A 16,918-nucleotide genomic window follows, 5' to 3' on the forward strand; every position below is an offset into this window, starting at 1 on the left:
GGGAGCGCGCGGGGAGGCGGCGTCAGGGGGGAAGCGCCGCGGAGGGAGTGCGCGGCGCCGCGCGGGCAGCGGGAACGGCAGGCGGTGACGGGCGGTCGTCGGGGGACGGCCGGCCCGGTCCGGTTACGTCGGGTCCAGGCCGTGGCTGCGGAGCCAGGGGAGCGGGTCGACGGCCGCCCCGCCGCCGGGCCGGACCTCGAAGTGCAGGTGCGGGCCGGTGGAGTTGCCCGAATTGCCGGAGTAGGCGACCGGCTGGCCGGCCTTCACGGTCGCACCGTTGGCGACGCGGTAGCTGGAGAGGTGGCAGTACCACGTCTCCGTGCCGTCCTTCGCCGTCACGATCATCATGTTGCCGTACGCGCTGTTCCACTGCGTGCGCACGGTGCCGTCCGTCGCGGACATCACCGTGGTGCCGAACGAGACGGGGAAGTCGATGCCGGTGTGGACGGACATCCAGTTGACGCCGGCCTGGCCGAAGTAGGCGCTGAGGCCCTTCTGGGTGACCGGGAGGACGAACTTGGGGCGCAGCCGCTCCTTGCGGGCCGCTGCCGCCGCCGCTTTCTTCTGCTGGGCCGCCTGCTGTGCCCTCAGGTCGATGCGTTCCTGGGTGCGGCTGGCCCGGTCGGCGAAGTCGTCCGCGCCGGCGGACAGGCTCTGGAGCTGGGTGTCCAGCTTGTTGTTGGCGGCGACCGGCTTGACCGCGGTGGCCTCGGAGGATCCGGCGGCCGTCGTCTCCTTGCCGTCGCCATCGCCGAAGTCGACGGTGGCGGCGGCGATGGAGGCGACCCCGAGGACGCACACCGAGGGCACGGCGACGGTGAGCAGCGCGGAACGTTTTGCCGGGGCACGGCGGCGGGAGCGGGTGGCGGCACGGGCCGCGGTCCGCGAGAGCGGGGCGGGGCCGGCCTCTTCCTGGTCGTCGAGGAGGTCGGGGGCATCGTCGCCGTCGTCCGCCCCTGATTCCCCGCTCTCGAAGGAGTCGAAGGATTCGAACGTCGCGGTGGCCTGCTGGTCGAACGGTACGGCCTGTTCGATGACCGCCGTGGCCGGGTGGTCGAAGGGCTCCGCCGCCTCGAAGGTGGCGGTCGCCTGCTGGTCGAAGGACTGCGGGGCCTGGGGGGGCCGGGGCGTTCTCCGGTGCGAAACCCTCGTGCTGTTCCCGGGAGTCGGCTCCGCCGCCCGCGTTCCACTGCGTTGCGTCGTACACACCGCTGTCGAAGGTCTGGGTGCCCCACGCCCACTGCTGGGTGGCGCCCGCGCCGTCGGACTGCTGCTCCACCTGCTGCCAGGCCTGCGCGTCCCACTGCCCGGTCGCCTCGGGTGCCCCGCCCTGCGCGGGGATGCCGCCCAGCTGCTGGTAGCCGTCGGTCCAGGCGGTCGCGTCGTGCGCGCCGGAGCCGTACACGGGCTGGTGCCCGGCCGCGTACGGGTCGTAGGACGGCGTCTGCTGGTAACCGGCGCCGTACGTCTGGTCGGTGCCGGTCCACTGGGCGGCGTCGTACGCGCCGGTGCCGGTGTCGGCGCCGGGGAAGTCGCCGAAGAGGGGATCGCTGCCGAAGGAGACGGACTGCTGTCCGCCGGGCGCCCCGGCCATGGTCGCGGAGGGATCACCGTAGGGGGTGAACTCGCCGTACTGGGCTTCCTGTCCGCCGTACGTCGCGTAGGACGCCGAGGCCGGTTCGGAAGCCGGGGCCGGGGAGGTTGCGGTCCCCGACGGGTGACGGTCGTTCACCAACTTCTCTTTCGCCTCGACAACAGGGGCTGGCAGAGCAGTGCGGCGACTGTACCCGGCGGTATGCGGGCGCGACAATCTTCTGCAGGTTTCACCCCTGAGGGAAACGGGCATTCGGCCGTGTTTCGGGGGGCGTTGGACACGGCTTGGCCCTATGTTCGAGTCGCGTTCGAGCGGTGTGGCCGTGCGGCGCGGCGGCCGCGTCAGGGGTGAAGGGTCCCCATGAGGCTTACCGCCGCCTGCGGCCCCCTCAGACCAAGGTCCCCCTCAGGCCACGGCCCCCCTCAGGCCACGGTGAGGCCGCCCACTTCCGTGCGGTCCTGTGCACGACCGCTCGGCCGGGCCGTCCCGTCGCCGGGCTCGGTGAGGCCGGCGTCCAGTGCCTGCCATACCCGCGCGGCGACCGCGGGGTGAACCGGCAGGGCGAGGTGGCCGATGCCGGTCACCCGCACGTTCTGTGCCGTCAGGTCCGGGTGGTCGATGCAGGCCGTCTCCACCGGGACCATCAGACGGTCCAGGTCGCTCCAGAAACTCACGAAGCGCGTGCGGCAGCCGGGCGCGGGCCGTCGCAACTCCTCCAGCACCGCGGAGTGTGGACGCATCTGCCGCACGATCGGGTGCGCGTCGGCGAGCGGCGCGACGCGCGTGCCGGAGTGCGGGGTGCCGAGCGTCACCAGGGTGCGCACCCGCAGGTCACCGCCGAGCCGCTGCACGTAGTAACGGGCGATCAGGCCGCCCAGGCTGTGTCCGACGACATCGACGTGCCCCTGGCCCGTGCGGGCGAGCAGATCCTCCACGTGCCGGCCCAGGAGTTCTGCGGCGACGCGGATGTCGCAGGTCAGCGGCGAGTAGTTGAGCGACTCGATCCGGCGGTGGCCGCTGCGGGCCAGGGAGCGACGCAGCAGGACGAAGGCCGAACGGTTGTCGACGAAGCCGTGGAGGAGGACGACCGGGGGACTGGACGAGCGGGGGAGGGAGGGGAGAGTGGTGTCGGGGGCGGTGCGGCGGGCGGCGTCGGCGTGGAGGGCGCCGGGGCGGCGCTCGGGGAGGAGGCCCGACGGATACAGCAGGAGGTGTCCCGCGAGGATCGCGGCCTCCAGGGCGGTCGCCCGGAGAAGGGGGACGAGGTGGGGGAAGGGTGCGCGGGGGTGGAGCGGGCGCGGGGGCCGATCGGGTGCTGTTCCGGTGTCGTCCAAGCCGGCCTCCTGTCGGTGCGCCGGTAGGGGAGCGCGCGGTCCGCGCAGGCGAGGGGCGGAACGTGTCCCACCGTGTGATTTCCCCCTCTGTGTGCGGCACGAAACGGCCGGTTGCGGGATGCTGGGGATAACGTTCGTTCACTTCGCTTCGACGTCGTGCAGTCGTCGCTGGCAATCGCTTGTAGTCGCTTGTAGTCATGAAGGGAGTGGTGGGTGTGGCAGCGGGACCGATCCGTGTGGTGGTGGCCAAGCCGGGGCTCGACGGTCACGATCGCGGGGCCAAGGTGATCGCGCGGGCGCTTCGGGACGCGGGGATGGAGGTCATCTACACCGGGCTCCATCAGACACCGGAGCAGATCGTCGCCACGGCGATCCAGGAGGACGCCGACGCGATCGGGCTGTCGATCCTCTCCGGTGCGCACAACACGCTCTTCGCGGCGGTGATCGAGCTGCTGAAGGAGCGGGACGCGGAGGACATCAAGGTCTTCGGCGGCGGGATCATCCCGGAGGCGGACATCGGTCCGCTGAAGGAGAAAGGCGTCGCGGAGATCTTCACACCGGGGGCGACGACCGCGTCGGTCGTGGACTGGGTGCGGGGAAACGTGCGGCAGCCGGCGGGCGCGTGACCGGACGTGGTCCGCGTGACGGCGGGGGCGAGGGCCCGGGGCGATGCTCCTCCCATCCCCGCCGTACGGCCCGAACGGCCCGACTCCACCGCCCCTTCCCTCCCTCCCGCACCCCCGTACGCGGCGGTGGGCGCCGGCCGGCCTAGGGCGTCAGCTCCGCCGCCATCGCGGCCCGCAGTCGCAGTGTCGCCGTGAGGCGTTGGAAGGCCTCCGCCCAGTAGCCCCCCGCGCCGGGCGCCGCTCCCTCCGTCTCGTCGGGTATCGCCGTCAGGCCCTCCAGCCGGTCCGCCTCCGCGGGAGCCAGGCACCGCTCCGCGAGGCCCATCACGCCGCTGAAGCTCCATGGGTAACTCCCGGCGTCCCGCGCGATGTTGAGCGCGTCGACCACCGCGCGGCCCAGCTCCCCCGCCCACGGCACCGTGCACACACCGAGCAGCTGGAACGCCTCCGACAGCCCGTGCGTCCCGATGAACCCGGCCACCCAAGCCGCCCGTTCCTCCGTACCGAGCGTGCCGAGGAGTTTCGCCCGCTCCGCGAGGGACACCGCGCCCGGACCCCCGGCCTCCGGCGCGGACGGTGCCCCCAGCAGGGCCCGCGCCCAGTCGGCGTCCCGCTGCCGGACGGCCGCCCGGCACCAGGCCGCGTGCAGTTCGCCCTGCCATCCGTCGGCCACGGGCAGGGCCACGATCTCCTGTGGCGTCCGGCCCCCGAGCCGCCCCGGCCACGTGCGAAGCGGAGCGGTGTCCAGCAACTGGCCCAGCCACCAGGAGCGTTCCCCCCGTCCGGCCGGGGGCTGGGCCGCCACTCCGTCGCGTTCCATCCCCGCGTCGCACTCGTGCGGCGCCTCCACCACCAGCGTCGGTACGGGGGCGGTCACGTCGACCGCCACGCACGTGGCCGCGCGTCTGCCCATCCGGACAGCCAGTGCCGAGTCCGGCAGCGCCGACAGCAACTCCGCCGCCACGGCCCGTACGTTGCGGCTGCGGTCGGCGAGGGCTCGCTCCAGGAACGGCTCGTCCTCAGGGCCGAGCCCCGTCCGCAGCGAGTCGAGGAACATCAGCCGGTCCTCGGCCCGCTCCGTCGGCCACGTCGACGACAGCAGCGCACGGCCGGCGGCGGGGGTGCGGGCCCTGAGCGCGCAGAGCAGTGCGACGCGCTCAGCGAACAGCCCCTGGCGCCACAGGCCGCGCACCCGGTCGGAGTCCTCGGCCGACGGCAGCTCCCCGCCGCCCTGCGCGGCCCGCAGCGCGAACCGCCAGTCGGGGTTGAGCCGGGCCAGCCACAGCGCGCGCGGACCCGCGAAGGCGAGCGCGGCCGGACGCAGGTCGGTACGCCCCCGTGCCGCGTCCAGCAGCGCGGGCAGCGCCTCGGGCGGGGCCGCGAAGCCCCGCTCGTTCGCCAGCGCCAGCCACTGCGGGAGCAGCTCCATCAGATCCGGAGCCGCTCCCCGGCGGCCGACGCCCGTCCCGGGCCGGTCCGCCAGCAACACCACCAGCCGGCGCGCCGCCGCGGGCGGCAGCGGGGGCCTCGGGTCGGGTGCCGCGGGCTCCGGCCGTACGGCGGCGGGCGCGGCGCACAGCCCGGCCCGGCGCCGTACGGCCGCCACGGCCGCCGCGTCCAGCAGCGCCGCCGGGGCCTCGCGGCCGGGCGGCAGCCCCGGGGGCGTACGGCGGTCGGTCCCCAGCAGTGCCGCCGTCACCAGTTCCTGCCAGGGGAGCGGGCCGGAAGCGGTGGCGGAGAGGGTGCTGCTCATGCACGGTCCTTCCGGTGGACGGGGCGAGCGGACGGGAGGGGCGGGCGAGATGGACGACAGGGGGGGCAGCCGGACACCGGTGCCCGTCGTCCCGTGTCAGCACAGCGGCACCGCCTCACCGGGCCCCTCCGGCCAGGCGGTCAGCGGGGTGAAACCGCGGTGGCCGCACTCGCCGAAGACCGTGACCGGAGAGCCGCCCGAGAGGGCGACCAGCCGCCACAGACCGGAGCGGGACCCGCCCGCCGGGGTCACGGGCAGCGCCAGGTCGCCGTCCGCGTCCGCCAGTTGCCAGGAGCCCTCGGCGGCCGGGACCGGCACCACGCGGCGCAGCGTCACCGGGTACGCGTCCTGCCACGGGTCGTCCGCGAGTGCCTCGCCGTAGCGGGCGGCCGCCTCGGCCGGACCGCTGCCGGGAGGGCGTACCGGCAGCGGGACGGGGGTGGAGAACCGCTCGCCCAGGGCCACCCGTGACTGCCCCGCCCCCGGGTACGCCACCGTCTCCGCGTCCAGCGTCCGTCCCACCGGCAAGGACAGCTCCGGGGCGCGGCCGGCCGCCCCGTAGGACAGGACCAGCGCCGTACGGCCGGACTCCGTGCCGTACAGCCAGATCCGGCGTGTGGTGAGCCTGGTGTCGTACGTGTCGTACTGGGCCAGCACCAGCCAGCGGTCCCGCACCGGCGGACCTCCGGGCGAGGAGGGCAGGCCGATGCGCGAGCGGACCGTCGCCGCGAGGCCGTCGGGCAGTTCGCCGTGGCGCAGCCAGCCCCGGTCGAGCAGGTGGAGCAGCGCGCACTCCTCCAGCAGCCGGGCGGGCCACCCGGGACCCGAACCCGGCACGGCCCCCAACTCCCGTACCCGCGCGGCCAGACCGGGCGCCTGGGCGTCCACCATGCGGGCCGCCGTCTCCTCCCACAGCCCGTACCCCTCCTCCTGCGCGGCGGCCAGACCCCCGCGCAGCAGATCGGCCAGCCGCCGCTCCAGCTCCGTGACCCCCGCCGTGACCCTGGCCGCCCGCGACTCCGCGCGGCGCAGGGCGGCGCCGCGGGCGGCCGACGCCACGGCGGGCGCGGAGTCGCCGCCGGCCGCCCCGAGCCCGCCGCCCGCCGCGCCCGCCGGGTCTGCCGTGCCCGCAGATTCCGCCGCACCCGCCGCACCCGCCGCGCATGACGCGACGTCGGACGCCGGTGCCGGTGTCGGCACCTGGTCCGTGGTCCGGCGCACGCGCACCCCCGAATCACTCATGCCACCGACGGTAGATCCCGCCACTGACAATCCGTCGCAGCGGGCGCGTTCGTGCAGGTCAGGATGATTGTCAGTGGTGTGGTGCAGGGTGGAACCAGATCCGGACCGGCCGAGCTGGAGGGGGACCCGCCCATGCCTGCGCCCGAGAAAGAGACGACCGCCGCACACAGCGGAACCGACGACGACAACGTGCACGCCACCAGAGCCACCCAGGTCCTGCGGCCGCACGCCGAGGACGCGTTCGCGGGCGAACTCGCCGCCCTGGCCGCGCGGGACGACCGCCCGCGTCCACCCCGCTGGAGGCTGTCGCCGTGGGCCGTGGTCACGTATCTGCTCGGCGGCACCCTGTCGGACGGCATGGTGATCACACCGAAGTACGTGGGCCCGCGCCGTATCGTCGAGGTCGCCGTCTCCACCCTCGCCACCGACCGCGCGCTGCTCCTGCTCGGCGTGCCCGGCACCGCCAAGACATGGATGTCGGAGCACCTGGCCGCGGCCGTCAGCGGCGACTCGACGCTGCTGGTGCAGGGCACCGCCGGCACCCCCGAGGAGGCCATCCGCTACGGCTGGAACTACGCGCAGCTCCTGGCCCGCGGCCCCAGCCGGGACGCGCTGGTGCCGAGCCCGGTGATGCGCGCGATGGCCGGGGGAATGACCGCGCGCGTCGAGGAACTGACCCGCGTCCCGGCGGACGTCCAGGACACGCTGATCACTGTTCTGTCCGAGAAGGTCCTGCCGATACCGGAGTTGGGGCAGGAGGTGCAGGCCGTCCGCGGCTTCAACCTCATCGCCACGGCGAACGACCGCGACCGCGGGGTCAACGAACTCTCCAGCGCCCTGCGCCGCCGCTTCAACACGGTGGTGCTGCCCCTGCCGGCCACCGCCGAGGCCGAGGTGGAGATCGTCACCCGCCGGGTCGACCAGATCGGCCGCGCCCTTGACCTGCCCCCGGCGCCCGACGGCATCGACGAGATCCGACGCGTCGTCACCGTCTTCCGTGAACTGCGCGACGGCGTCACCGCGGACGGCCGGACGAAGCTGAAGTCGCCGAGCGGCACTCTGTCCACGGCCGAGGCGATCTCCGTGGTCACCGGCGGGCTGGCCCTGGCCGCCCACTTCGGTGACGGCGTGCTGCGGCCGGACGATGTCGCCGCCGGAGTCCTGAGCGCCGTCGTCCGGGATCCGACGGCCGACCGTGTCGCCTGGCGGGAGTACCTGGAGGCGGTCGTGCGGGAACGGGAGGGGTGGGCGGACTTCTACCGGGCCTGCCGGGAGGTGAGCCCATGACCGCGAAGGGGCCGCTGCTGCTCGGCGTCCGCCACCACGGGCCGGGTTCGGCGCGGGCGGTGCGGGCCGCGCTCACGGCGGCGCGGCCCAGGACCGTGCTGATCGAGGGGCCGCCCGAGGCGGATCCGCTGATCCCGCTCGCCGCGGACCGGGCGATGCGGCCGCCGGTCGCGCTGCTCGCCCACGCGGTGGACGAACCGGGGCGCTCGGCGTTCTGGCCGCTGGCCGAGTTCTCCCCGGAGTGGGTGGCCCTGCGCTGGGCGCTGGAGCACGGCGTGCCCGCCCGCTTCATCGACCTGCCGGCCGCGCACACCCTGGCCCAGGAGGGGCAGGCGGACGACGAAGCCGACACGGACGGCGAAGTCGACGCCGCCGGAGGAGCCGATGCGGCCGAAGGAACCGACGCCGCCGAAGAAACCGATGCCGTGCGTGTGCGGGTGGATCCGCTCGCCGTGCTCGCCGACGCGGCCGGGTACGACGACCCGGAGCGCTGGTGGGAGGACGCGGTCGAACACCAGGGCCGGACGGAGGACGCACTCGCGCCGTTCGCGGCGCTCGACGAGGCGATGACCGCGCTCCGGGAGACCTACGGCGACGGCGGGCACCCGCGGGACCTGGTGCGCGAGGCCTACATGCGCATCCAGCTGCGGGCGGCGGTCAAGGAGTTCGGGGAGTCCTCCGTGGCCGTGGTCTGCGGGGCCTGGCACGTGCCCGCGCTGCGGGAGCGCACCCCCCTCGCCGCCGACCGGGCCCTGGTGAGGGGGCTGCCCCGGGTGAAGGCCGACGTGACGTGGGTGCCGTGGACCCACCGCCGGCTCTCCCGGGCGGGAGGCTACGGCGCGGGCATCGAGTCGCCCGGCTGGTACGGGCATCTGTTCACCGCCCCGGACCGCCCCGTCGAGCGGTGGCTGACCGAGGTGGCCGGGCTCCTGCGGGCCGAGGACCGGATCGTGTCGTCCGCGGACGTCATCGAGGCGGTACGGCTCGCGGAGACGCTCGCGGTGCTGCGCGGCCGCCCGCTGCCCGGGCTGACCGAGACGCTCGACGCCGTACGGGCGGTGCTGTGCGAGGGCTCGGAGGTGCCGCTGGCGCTGGTGCGGGACCGGCTCGTGGTCGGGGAAGTGCTGGGGCGGGTGCCCGAGTCGGCGCCCGCGGTGCCGTTGCAGCGCGACCTCGCCCGGCACCAACGGCGGCTGCGGCTGAAACCCGAGCCGTCGGCGCGCGAGGCCGGGCTGGACCTGCGCAAGGAGACCGACGCCGGGCGCAGTCGGCTGCTGCACCGGCTGCGACTGCTGGGCATCGGCTGGGGCGAGCCGGTCGGGGGACGCGGGAGCACCGGCACCTTCCGGGAGACCTGGCGGCTGCGCTGGGAGCCCGAACTGGCGGTGCGGGTCGCCGAGGCGGGGGTGTGGGGCACCACGGTGCTCACGGCCGCGACCGCGAAGGCCGAGGCGGAGGCGCTGTCCGCCCGGGGGCTCGCCGAGGTCACCGCGCTCGCCGAGCGGTGTCTGCGGGCCGGACTCCCGGACGCGCTGCCGGTGGTGATGCGGGTGCTCGTCGACCGGGCCGCACTGGACACCGACGTCGGCCACCTCGCCCAGGCCCTGCCCGCCCTCGTCCGCTCCCTGCGCTACGGCGATGTGCGCGGCACGGACACCGGAGCCCTGGCCGAGGTCGCCGGCGGCCTCGCCGAACGGGTGTTCGTCGGCCTCCCGCCCGCCTGCGCCGCGCTCGGCGCCGAGGCCGCGGCGGAGATGCGGCGCCATGTCGACGCCGTGCACGGGGCGGTGACACTGCTGGCGGAGGGAACCGGGCCGCCGCCCGGCCGCGGCGATCTGCGCGGGCGCTGGCACGAGGTGCTGCGTGTGCTGTCGGCACGCGACACATGCGCGGGGATCGTGCGCGGCCGCGCCGTGCGGCTGCTGCTCGACGACGGGGAGCTGACCGAGGGGGAGGCCGCCCGGCTGATGGGACTCGTCCTGTCACCGGGCACCCCGCCGGCGGACGCCGCCGCGTGGATCGAGGGATTCCTCGGCGGCGGCTCCGGTGGCGGAATGCTCCTGGTGCACGACGAACGGCTGCGGGGCCTGGTGGACGACTGGCTGACGGCGGTCCCGGACAGCGCGTTCGACGACGTACTGCCCCTGCTGCGGCGCACGTTCGCGGCGTACGAGACGGGGGCGCGCCGCACGCTCGGCGAACTGGTGCGGCGCGGCCCCGGGGCGCGGGGGAGCGCAGAGCACGCGGGCGCGGGTCTCCCGGGGTTCGGGGACGGCCTCGACACCGGGCGCGCGGACGCCGTACTGCCCGTGCTGAGCCTCCTCCTCGGCACGGCGGCGGAGGGGGACGCCCGCAGACCCCGGGGGCACGACGGACGAGAGGGCCCCGACGCGGGCGCCGACACCGACGCGGGCGAAGACGCCGGCACAGATGCGGCCGCCGGCACACACGAGGAAGGGAAGGCGGTGACATGACACAGGACCGGGAAAGGCCTCCTTCGCGGGGCGCGGCGGAGGAGCGGCTGCGGCGATGGCGGCTCGTGCTCGGCGGGGGCGACGCGGACGGCACCGGGCACGGCCTCGCCGGGCGGGACGCCGCGATGGACGGCGCGCTGAACTCGCTCTACGGGACGCGGGAGAAACCGGCGTCGGGCCGGGACCGTTCGGCGGGGCTGGGAGCGTCCGCGCCCTCGGTCGCCCGGTGGCTCGGGGACATACGGACGTACTTCCCGGCCTCCGTGGTGCGCGTCATGCAGCGGGACGCCATCGACCGGCTCGGCCTGGCCACGCTGCTGCTGGAGCCGGAGATGCTCGAGGCGGTGGAGGCCGACGTCCACCTGGTCGGCACCCTGCTCTCCCTCAACAAGGCGATGCCCGAGACGACGAGGGAGACCGCACGAGCGGTGGTGCGCAAGGTCGTGGAGGAGTTGGAGGAGCGGCTCGCCACCCGTACCCGGGCCGCGCTCACCGGCGCCCTCGACCGCAGCGCCCGGGTCGCCCGGCCCCGTCACCACGACATCGACTGGAACCGGACGATCGCGGCCAACCTCAAGCACTACCTGCCCGAGCACGGCACGATCGTCCCGGAGCGGCTCGTCGGGCACGGGCGCGCGTCGGCGTCGGTGCGGAAGGAGGTCGTCCTGTGCATCGACCAGTCGGGGTCGATGGCCTCGTCGGTCGTGTACGCCTCCGTGTTCGGGGCGGTACTGGCGTCCATGCGGTCGATAGCCACGCGGCTCGTCGTCTTCGACACGGCGGTGGCCGATCTGACCGACCGGCTCGACGACCCGGTCGACGTCCTCTTCGGCACCCGGCTCGGCGGTGGCACGGACATCAACAGGGCACTGGCGTACTGCCAGTCACGGATCACCCGCCCCGCCGACACCGTCGTGGTCCTCATCAGTGACCTCTACGAGGGCGGGATACGCGACGAGATGCTGAAGCGGGTGGCTGCGATGAGGGCCTCGGGCGTGCGGTTCGTGGCGCTGCTCGCGCTGTCCGACGAGGGGGCGCCCGCCTATGACCGCGAGCACGCGGCGGCCCTCGCGGCGCTGGGGGCACCGGCGTTCGCGTGCACGCCCGAACTGTTCCCCGAGGTGATGGCGGCCGCGATCGAGAGACGCCCACTGCCGGTCCCGGACGCGGACGCGGGCTGAGAGTCCCCTTCGCCCCCCCCTCACGGCCACCACCCCCGTGGACACGGGGAGCGGAGCCCGTGCCATCCGCTTGCCCGCCATCCTGCCGGACACCGAAAGAACCAGCCGGACACCGAAGATGCGGACACCGAAGATGCGGACACCGAAGACGCGGACACCGAAGAAGTCGCGCCGCCCCAGTACCCCACAGGAATCCGCCCTGGACGGCCGAAAGCCGTCGGAACCGTCCGGTCGGGTCCCTGCGGACGGGGCGGGGACCCGTCGGGGAAGGGTCCGTCCGCCGCGCCCCGCGGGGTCAGCGCATCCCGTGAGGTGCTGAGCAGGGCCTCACCGGGCCGGCCCCGGCCCGGTGAGGCCGCTCTCGCGCGGCACGCCGTGCCAGCTGGGCAGGCATCATGTGACAGGTATCACCGCTCAGGTGTGATCCGCGATTTAGAGCCCCACCCCCGGCGGCGATAACCTGCGAGACGGACATGCCGCGCGCTCGGTCACCGTGTGCGCTCCCCTTGTGACACAGCGGACGTCACGTTGCCCTCGCGGCACGCCCACGCATCCAACGAACCGCGAGATCACTGATAGGGACGGAAGCGCGTGGACCTGTTCGAGTACCAGGCGAGGGACCTCTTCGCCAAGCACGATGTACCGGTGCTGGCCGGTGAAGTCATCGACACGCCTGAGGCGGCGCGCGAGATCACTGAGCGTCTGGGCGGCAAGTCCGTCGTCAAGGCGCAGGTGAAGGTCGGTGGTCGTGGCAAGGCCGGTGGCGTGAAGCTGGCCGCGTCCGCGGACGAGGCCGTCGCCCGTGCGACGGACATCCTCGGGATGGACATCAAGGGCCACACGGTCCACAAGGTGATGATCGCCGAGACCGCCCCGGAGATCGTCGAGGAGTACTACGTCTCCTTCCTCCTCGACCGTGCGAACCGCACGTTCCTCTCCATCGCCTCGGTCGAGGGCGGCATGGAGATCGAGGAGGTGGCCGCCAACCGTCCGGAGGCCGTCGCCAAGACCCCGATCGACGCGATCGACGGCGTGACGCCGGAGAAGGCGCGCGAGATCGTCGAGGCCGCGAAGTTCCCGGCCGAGGTCGCCGACCAGGTCGCGAACGTCCTGGTCAAGCTGTGGGACACCTTCATCAAGGAGGACGCCCTCCTGGTCGAGGTCAACCCGCTGGCCAAGGTCGCCTCCGGCGAGGTCATCGCCCTCGACGGCAAGGTCTCCCTGGACGACAACGCCGAGTTCCGTCACCCGGACTTCGAGGAGTTCCACGACAAGGCCGCGGCCAACCCGCTGGAGGCCGCCGCCAAGGAGAAGAACCTCAACTACGTCAAGCTCGACGGCGAGGTCGGCATCATCGGCAACGGCGCGGGTCTCGTCATGAGCACCCTGGACGTCGTCGCGTACGCCGGTGAGAAGCACGGCAACGTCAAGCCCGCCAACTTCCTGGACATCGGTGGCGGTGCCTCCGCCCAGGTCATGGCGAACGGCCTGGAGATCATCCTCGGCGACCCGGACGTGCGCTCCGTGTTCGTCAACGTCTTCGGTGGCATCACCGCCTGTGACGAGGTCGCCAACGGCATCGTCCAGGCGCTGAAGCTCCTGGAGGACCGCGGCGAGAACGTCAGCAAGCCGCTCGTCGTCCGGCTCGACGGCAACAACGCCGAGCTCGGCCGGAAGATCCTCACCGACGCGGGCCACCCGCTGGTCCAGCGCGTCGACACCATGGACGGCGCGGCCGACAAGGCCGCCGAGCTGGCTCACGCCGCCGCCAAGTAATCACTCAGGACGAGGACATCAACACACCATGGCTATCTGGCTCAACAAGGACAGCAAGGTCATCGTCCAGGGCATGACCGGCGCCACGGGCATGAAGCACACCAAGCTCATGCTCGCCGACGGCACCGAGGTCGTGGGCGGCGTGAACCCGCGCAAGGCGGGACAGACCGTGGACTTCGACGGCACCGAGGTACCCGTCTTCGGCACCGTCAAGGAGGCCATCGAGAAGACCGGCGCCGACGTCTCCGTCATCTTCGTGCCGGAGAAGTTCACCAAGGACGCCGTCGTCGAGGCCATCGACGCCGAGATCCCGCTGGCCGTCGTGATCACCGAGGGCATCGCCGTGCACGACTCGGCGTCGTTCTGGGCGTACGCCGGCAAGAAGGGCAACAAGACCCGGATCATCGGCCCGAACTGCCCCGGCATCATCACGCCGGGCCAGTCGAACGTGGGCATCATCCCGGGCGACATCACCAAGCCGGGCCGCATCGGTCTGGTGTCGAAGTCCGGCACGCTGACGTACCAGATGATGTACGAGCTGCGGGACATCGGCTTCTCGACGGCCGTCGGCATCGGTGGCGACCCGATCATCGGCACCACGCACATCGACGCGCTCGCCGCGTTCGAGGCCGACCCCGAGACCGACCTGATCGTGATGATCGGCGAGATCGGGGGCGACGCCGAGGAGCGTGCGGCGGAGTACATCTCGAAGAACGTGACCAAGCCGGTCGTCGGCTACGTCGCGGGCTTCACCGCGCCCGAAGGCAAGACCATGGGCCACGCCGGCGCCATCGTCTCCGGTTCGTCCGGCACCGCCCAGGCGAAGAAGGAGGCCCTCGAGGCCGCCGGGGTCAAGGTCGGCAAGACGCCGACCGAGACCGCGAAGCTGGCGCGGGAGATCCTCGCCGGCTGAGGCGTTCCTGTTCCCGGTTCGGGGGAGGTGCGGCCACCGGGCCGCCGCCCCTCGCAACGGTGAGCCCGCTCTCCCCTGTGGGAGGGCGGGCTCTTCTGTGCCGTTCAGCCGTGCTGTTCAGCGGGCCGACGGGACGAGGCGGTGGGGACCCTGGGGGAGGTGGGACCGCAGGGCCTCGTGCAGCGCGCGGGACCTCTCCGACAGCGGGCCCTGGGCCACGTGCGCGGGGAGGCCGTGGATCGCCGCGCCCCGGGGGACCGGGCGTTCGTAGTGGTCGGGGGCGTACTGCAGAGTGATCGCCGTCGTGCCGGTCAGGGTGGTGACCAGGACCGCCGCCGTCCGTACCCACTGGCGGTCGCGTCGCTCGCCCGTCGTGCGCACCGTGGGCGGGGGCGCGGCGGCCGGGATCTCCGTCGCCGCCAACTCGGTCAGGCGCCGGTGCAGGTCCGAGGGGGCCGTCGCGCCCGGCAGCCGCGCGCTCATCGCCTCGCGGGCGTGGCGCAGCCGGTTCGCCGCGGCCGAGGTGGTCGCCTCCGTCTCCCCGGCGATCTGCCGTACCGTCAGCCCGACCCCGTCGTGCAGCAGCAGCGTGCGCCGGTACGGCGGCGGCAGCCGGAGCAGCACGTCGAGGAGCGCGCGTCCGGACGGGTCCCCGGGCGGCGGCTCCGGTTGCCGGTGACGCCTCCGGAACCGGTGCCAGGGCGAGAGCGCGTACTCATGGGTGGCCGCCCGCACCCATCCGCCGGGGTCACGGTCGCGCGCCACCTCGGGCCAGCGCCGCCAGGCCAGTTCGAAGGCCCGCTCCACCGACTCCCGGGCCAACGCCCGCCGCCCGGTGAGCAGATAGGCCTGCCGTACGAGAACGGGGGCGCAGAAGCCGTACAACGCGTCGAAAGCCTGAGCGGGCGTGAGCTGAGCGGGCGTGAGCTGAGCGTGCGGGTGTCGGCCGGGTGTGAGCGGAGTCGGCTTGGGCCGAGCGGGCACGAATTGACTCGCTGTCACTGAACGCCACCCTTTCGTACGAAAAAGAACATAAACGTATTTTGGGCGACACTGCCGAGTCTCGCCCGTTACGACGGAAAAGTGGGTGCCGTTGGGAGCATGGCCGTCGTGCTCCCATGGATCGAACGTCGCGCCTCGCCGACATCTCCGGCCTCGCCGCCGCCCCCGGCCTCGTCGCCGCCCCCGGCCTCATCGCCACCCCCGCAGGTCACGCGGTCGCCCTCGCTGACCACGCGGTCGCTCACCCGGTTGCTCGCGTGGCTGCTCACCCGGTTGCTGCTCCGGCTCCGCGGGCGGCTGCGCAGCAGGGTGCGGGACCGTGCGCCCGGGCTGGGCGCCGGCCTGCTGGGCGGTGCGATCGCGGCCGGGCTCGGGCTCGGCGCGTTCGCCGTACTGGTACTGGCGCTGTGGGTCACCTCCCCGTACCCGGACGGCGGGCCGGACGGTGCCCTGCACCTGGCCGCCTCCCTCTGGCTCATGGGCCACGGCGTCGAACTGCTGCGCGGCGACACGCTCACCGGGGTGCCCGCCCCCGTCGGCGTCACCCCGCTGCTGCTGCCCGTGCTGCCGGTGTGGCTGCTCCACCGGGCGGGGCGGGACGCGGTCGACGTGCTCCGGGAGGGACACCGGGACGCACCGCCCCTCACGCCGCGCATGGCCTGGTGCGGCGTCATGACCGGCTACCTCGCGGTCGGCACCGTCGCGGCGGTGTACGCGTCCGGTGGTGAGCCGCGGCCGTCCTGGGCCTGGACCGCCTGCTGCCTGCCGCTGCTCACCGGGCTCGCCGCGGGATGGGGCGTGTGGGCGGCGTACGGGTCACCGGGGGACGCGCTGCCACTGTGGGCGCGAGTGGCGGCACGGGCCGCGCTGCGCGGGGTCACGGTGCTGGTGGCGGGCGGCGCGCTGCTCGTGCTCGCCTCGCTGGCCTGGCACGGCGAGGCCGTGCGGGACTCCCTGCTGCAGCTCACGCCCGGATGGTGGGGACGGCTCACGGTGGTCCTGCTCGCAGTGGTCCTGCTGCCGAACGCGGCGGTATGGGGCGCGGCCTACGGGATCGGGCCGGGGTTCGTCCTGGGGGCCGGGCGGGTGGCCGGGCCCTGGGGGGACACGGGGGTCGCGGCGCCGGGGTCGCTGCCGCGGTTCCCGCTGCTGGCGGCGGTGCCGACGGAGGGCGGGGCGTGGCTCGGGTGGGCCGTGGCGCTGGTGCCCGTGGTCGCGGGGGCGGTCGTGGGGTGCAGTGCGGCCGGGGCCGCGGCGGGGGAGCGGGCGCGGTGGTCGTGGCTGCGGGTGGCGGAGGTCGTGGCGGCGGCGGGGGCCGGGTGCGGTGCGGCGGCCGGGGGGCTGGCGTGGGTGGCCGGCGGTGCGATGGGGGTGCGGGGGCTGGCGCGGTTCGGGCCGGTGTGGTGGCAGGTCGGTGGCGCCGCCGCGGGGTGGATCGTCGGTGTGGGGGTACCGGTGGGCGTGCTGTGGTGGGGCGTCCGGGTGTTCCGGGGCGCGGATGCCGGCACCGGTGCCGACGCTGCCGCCGCCCCCTCCGGCGCCCCCGCCCCGAAGGGGAGGGTGGAGCCGGAGGACGCCTACGACTTCCTGCCGGTGGACGCGGAACCGGTGGTACCCGCTCAGCCGGTGGAACCCCGGGACGCGCCGCCAGGGTGAGGCGCGGGGCTCACCCGGCGAGACCCACCCGGCGAGACCCACCCGGCGAGACCGAGGAATCCCTTACCGGCCGGTCCGCG

The 16,918-nt window shown here is 74.2% G+C and carries 11 protein-coding genes and 1 pseudogene; 7 read left to right on the plus strand and 5 right to left on the minus strand.

Annotated elements, in window-relative coordinates; all coding sequences use genetic code 11:
• Positions 1-123: 123 nt before the first annotated feature.
• A pseudogene (locus QFZ64_RS21180) lies at positions 124-1,846 on the minus strand (peptidoglycan DD-metalloendopeptidase family protein).
• A gap of 170 nt (positions 1,847-2,016) precedes the next feature.
• Positions 2,017-2,928, minus strand: coding sequence for a triacylglycerol lipase (locus tag QFZ64_RS21185; RefSeq protein WP_307068025.1), 912 nt, complete (start codon positions 2,926-2,928; stop codon positions 2,017-2,019).
• A gap of 209 nt (positions 2,929-3,137) precedes the next feature.
• Between QFZ64_RS21185 and QFZ64_RS21190 the strand changes: the two genes are divergently transcribed.
• A complete protein-coding gene (locus tag QFZ64_RS21190; RefSeq protein WP_307071794.1) occupies positions 3,138-3,554 on the plus strand; it encodes a cobalamin B12-binding domain-containing protein in 417 nt (138 codons plus the stop codon).
• Positions 3,555-3,696: 142 nt separating this feature from the next.
• On the opposite strand, the gene QFZ64_RS21195 is transcribed toward QFZ64_RS21190, so the two are convergent.
• Together QFZ64_RS21195 and QFZ64_RS21200 are read right to left on the minus strand one after the other, a co-directional pair.
• Positions 3,697-5,307, minus strand: a complete 1,611-nt coding sequence (locus QFZ64_RS21195; protein ID WP_307068026.1) for a DUF5691 domain-containing protein — start codon at positions 5,305-5,307, stop codon at positions 3,697-3,699.
• Positions 5,308-5,403: 96 nt separating this feature from the next.
• The gene (locus tag QFZ64_RS21200; protein ID WP_307068029.1) at positions 5,404-6,549 is read right to left on the minus strand and encodes a hypothetical protein; all 1,146 of its coding nucleotides are present in this window, start codon (positions 6,547-6,549) and stop codon (positions 5,404-5,406) included.
• Between the two features lie 132 nt (positions 6,550-6,681).
• Between QFZ64_RS21200 and QFZ64_RS21205 the strand changes: the two genes are divergently transcribed.
• From QFZ64_RS21205 to sucD, 5 genes are all read left to right on the plus strand, one after another.
• Positions 6,682-7,836: an AAA family ATPase gene (locus QFZ64_RS21205; protein ID WP_307068031.1), complete on the plus strand. Its 1,155-nt coding sequence runs from the start codon at positions 6,682-6,684 to the stop codon at positions 7,834-7,836.
• Entirely contained in the window at positions 7,833-10,310 is a 2,478-nt protein-coding gene (locus QFZ64_RS21210; RefSeq protein WP_307068033.1) for a DUF5682 family protein, read from the plus strand. Before QFZ64_RS21205 ends, QFZ64_RS21210 begins: the two co-directional genes overlap by 4 nt.
• Positions 10,307-11,491: a VWA domain-containing protein gene (locus QFZ64_RS21215; protein ID WP_307068035.1), complete on the plus strand. Its 1,185-nt coding sequence runs from the start codon at positions 10,307-10,309 to the stop codon at positions 11,489-11,491. Before QFZ64_RS21210 ends, QFZ64_RS21215 begins: the two co-directional genes overlap by 4 nt.
• 591 nt (positions 11,492-12,082) lie before the next feature.
• Positions 12,083-13,267, plus strand: coding sequence for an ADP-forming succinate--CoA ligase subunit beta (gene sucC / locus QFZ64_RS21220; protein ID WP_307068037.1), 1,185 nt, complete (start codon positions 12,083-12,085; stop codon positions 13,265-13,267).
• 28 nt (positions 13,268-13,295) lie between these two features.
• A complete protein-coding gene (sucD, locus tag QFZ64_RS21225; protein ID WP_307068039.1) occupies positions 13,296-14,180 on the plus strand; it encodes a succinate--CoA ligase subunit alpha in 885 nt (294 codons plus the stop codon).
• Positions 14,181-14,297: 117 nt separating this feature from the next.
• Here the strand turns inward: sucD and QFZ64_RS21230 are convergent, their stop codons facing one another.
• Complete coding sequence (locus tag QFZ64_RS21230) at positions 14,298-15,182, minus strand: RNA polymerase sigma factor (protein ID WP_307068041.1); 885 nt, start codon at positions 15,180-15,182, stop codon at positions 14,298-14,300.
• A 99-nt stretch (positions 15,183-15,281) separates the two neighbouring features.
• On the opposite strand from QFZ64_RS21230, the gene QFZ64_RS21235 reads away from it, so the two are divergent.
• Entirely contained in the window at positions 15,282-16,838 is a 1,557-nt protein-coding gene (locus QFZ64_RS21235) for a DUF6350 family protein (protein WP_307068043.1), read from the plus strand.
• Positions 16,839-16,918: the final 80 nt, after the last annotated feature.

It is taken from the genome of Streptomyces sp. B3I8, assembly GCF_030816915.1.
Lineage (GTDB): Bacteria > Actinomycetota > Actinomycetes > Streptomycetales > Streptomycetaceae > Streptomyces.

What these genes read in the sequence shown, in the direction of transcription:
- QFZ64_RS21195 (WP_307068026.1), bottom strand. Translation starts at nt 5,307, where the DNA reads ATGAGCAGCACCCTCTCCGCCACCGCTTCCGGCCCGCTCCCCTGGCAG.
- QFZ64_RS21200 (WP_307068029.1), bottom strand. Translation starts at nt 6,549, where the DNA reads ATGAGTGATTCGGGGGTGCGCGTGCGCCGGACCACGGACCAGGTGCCG.
- QFZ64_RS21205 (WP_307068031.1), top strand. Translation starts at nt 6,682, where the DNA reads ATGCCTGCGCCCGAGAAAGAGACGACCGCCGCACACAGCGGAACCGAC.
- QFZ64_RS21210 (WP_307068033.1), top strand. Translation starts at nt 7,833, where the DNA reads ATGACCGCGAAGGGGCCGCTGCTGCTCGGCGTCCGCCACCACGGGCCG.
- QFZ64_RS21215 (WP_307068035.1), top strand. Translation starts at nt 10,307, where the DNA reads ATGACACAGGACCGGGAAAGGCCTCCTTCGCGGGGCGCGGCGGAGGAG.
- sucD (WP_307068039.1), top strand. Translation starts at nt 13,296, where the DNA reads ATGGCTATCTGGCTCAACAAGGACAGCAAGGTCATCGTCCAGGGCATG.
- QFZ64_RS21235 (WP_307068043.1), top strand. Translation starts at nt 15,282, where the DNA reads ATGGCCGTCGTGCTCCCATGGATCGAACGTCGCGCCTCGCCGACATCT.